The sequence below is a fragment of the Thermogutta sp. genome, assembly GCF_014359955.1.
Taxonomy (GTDB): Bacteria; Planctomycetota; Planctomycetia; order Pirellulales; family Thermoguttaceae; genus Thermogutta.
Window position 1 is genome coordinate 1 of the sequence record NZ_JACIYL010000649.1, and the last position, 2,576, is coordinate 2,576.

Below are 2,576 nucleotides of genomic sequence, written 5' to 3' on the forward strand. Positions count from 1 at the left end.
CGAGCGGGTCCCTCCGAATGTGGACGTGACAAGCACGTCCCTCCGAGAAGCAGACCTGACAAGCAGGTCCCTCCGACGTTGTAGGGACAATTCATGAATGGCCCCTACCGTATAGCCAACAACGGATCCGAAGAGTCGCGTCCGGTTAACAGGGATCGGCGATCAAAGGGCCAACGGCGGACAATCGGGCATCTCGGCGTGAATTCCCCTCCCAGAAGAATCCCGTGAACGTCCACGCCCCGTCGGCAGCGGAAAAGCGGGCAACGAGTCAGTCGCACGCCGGACGGTCTTTTTTCGCCCTACGGGCCTCTTCCAGCAGTCGGATCCACGTCCCCATGTAATAGCCGTGATCGTGATACGTCCGCCCGCTGACAAGGTTGCCATCCACCACACAGGGCGCGTCCACAAAGATTCCCCCGCACACCTCCAGGTCGAAGCGGCACTTGGGGACGGTGGCCATCCGCCGTCCCTTCACGCAACCGGCATAGGCCGGAATCTCCACGCCATGACACACGCAGGCGATCGGTTTATTCGTTTCAAAAAAATGCCGCGTGATGCGAACAAGATCTTCATCGTACCGAAGATATTCCGGAGCGCGACCACCGGAGAAAAAAATCCCCAGATATTCTTCCGGATTGACATCGCGAAATGCGATATCGGCCTCGATCGTGTAGCCTTCCCATTCTTTGGTGATGGTCCAGCCGGGTTTGACCTCGTGCATGACCATTTGATACCGGCGTTTTTCCGGAGCGGCGACCACCGGTTGAAATCCCGCCTCAATCAGCCGGTAGTAGGGATAGAGAGTGTCCATTGTTTCGCTGGCGTCGCCCACAATGATTAATACTTTTTCCATCGCATCATCCTTTCTTTCTTAATTGCGTTTTAATCGAGTTCGGCCAGACAGCGTTCCAGATACTCGCGGGCTTCGAGAATCTGTGCGGTGACCAGGGCGGGAGTTTCCCGGATCGGCCGACCTCGGGGATAAGCATGCATAAAAATAGAACTGTAGCCCGAATAATGAATATCCCTGAGTGCCGCGAGAATCGGCCGAAAGTCAAGGGGTCCTTTGCCGGGGAGTTGGAGGAGTTCGTCTTCCAGCGGCATGGGTTTCATACATCCCTTGCCGTGCTGCCACATGTAAAAGACGGCGATTTTTTCGTCCAAATCGCGGATCAGCCGGGCGAGGAGATCGGCATCCTGGGGGAGATGGTAGGGGGCGAATGCCAGGGAAAGCGTGCGTGTCGGCCAGGACTCGGCCAGCCACCGCATCGCGTCGGGTGAGTCGATCAGACTATTGCCGTGGTTTTCAATGGCGAGGATAACTCCGCATTCTTCAGCAAGGGCAAGCGTGGGCTTCAGTTTCTCGACGAAATCACGGACCGCCTGGCGGAGTTCGGCGTTTTTCAGGCCGACCGGTCCGCGTGCGCCGGTGACGATGACGGGACAACCCAGCCGCCCGGCCAGTCGGATTTCGTCCGCGAGTTGAAACGGGCCAAGATCGTAACGACTGATGGCCCCCAGTCGGACGCCGTGTTGGGTGAGCAGTTCCTGAAACCGCTCCGGACCGAGGGTGTCGAGCTGTTCGCGCTGGTTGCCGTGGACTTTCGGCCACAGATCGATGGCCTCCGCCCCGGCCTTTCGCACCTCGGGCAGAATTTGCTCCAGGGGGGCGTAACCGTAGAGGCAGGTGGCCAGCAAATAGCGGAGCGAGAAGCGGGCGGAGGGTGCAGCGGCCGACGTCTCTGCCGGAAGAAGTCGCGGAGGGACCCATCCGGCGGCCGCGAGGACCGGCACGCCCATTTTGAGGAAGTCCCGTCGCGGGAGCCGGTTTTGGCGGCGGGGAGCTGACTGTGTTGCATGCGAGGGCTGTGGGCGACGCATCGTTTCCTCCCGGTCTTTTAAATCACCTCGAAGCCTTTGCGCTGTTTTCGCGACAGATGCTGATTGGCCTCGTCGTCGCCGAGGATGACCTCTTTTTCGGCATCCCAGCGCAGAGGCCGCCCCAAGCGGATGGAGAGATTGATCAGGTGGCAGGTCGTCGCGCTGCGATGCTGGCTTTCGTAATCGGAGATGGGTAGCCGCCGGGCACGGATGCAATCGAAGAAGTTGGCCATGTGGTTGACGATCGCGTCGAGCTTTCCCACGCGATCCGGCCGATTGGGGTCGTCAAAATCGTAGAGTTTGTACTGCTCTTTGGGGAACGGATGGTCCTTCAGTTCGTCCACGGGGGTGCCGGCAATGGTGCCACGGTTGACGAACAGCCGACCTTTTTCCCCTTCAAAGAGGACGCCGACGCGGCCCTCTTCCTGGACGATCAGCTCCACGCCGCTGGGATAGCGGACGGTTGCTCCGAAGTCGATCGGCACATTGTAGCCGTTGGGGATGTTGGGGAGTTTGCCGTGTCCCGCGATTTCGAGGGGGAATTCTCCGATGGCCCATTGGGCGATGTCGATATCGTGGGCGCCCCAGTCGGTGATTTTTCCTCCGGCGTATTCGAACCACCAGCGGAAGGTGTAGTGGCAGCGTTCCTCGGTGTAGGGGACTTCGGGGGCCTGTCCCAGCCAGAGATTCCAGTT

At 59.5% G+C, this 2,576-nt stretch carries 2 protein-coding genes and 1 pseudogene; all 3 read right to left on the reverse strand.

Going from position 1 to position 2,576, the window contains the following annotated elements; genetic code table 11:
• Positions 1-268 precede the first annotated feature (268 nt).
• Positions 269-853 carry a DJ-1/PfpI family protein gene (locus H5U08_RS15440; RefSeq protein ID WP_297035026.1) on the reverse strand — a complete coding sequence of 195 codons (585 nt, stop codon included), beginning with the start codon at positions 851-853 and terminating at the stop codon, positions 269-271.
• Between the two features lie 29 nt (positions 854-882).
• Positions 883-1,881: a sugar phosphate isomerase/epimerase gene (locus H5U08_RS15445; protein ID WP_297035028.1), complete on the reverse strand. Its 999-nt coding sequence runs from the start codon at positions 1,879-1,881 to the stop codon at positions 883-885.
• 17 nt (positions 1,882-1,898) lie between these two features.
• Positions 1,899-2,576 (reverse strand): annotated as a pseudogene (locus H5U08_RS15450) (gfo/Idh/MocA family oxidoreductase); the annotation flags it as partial.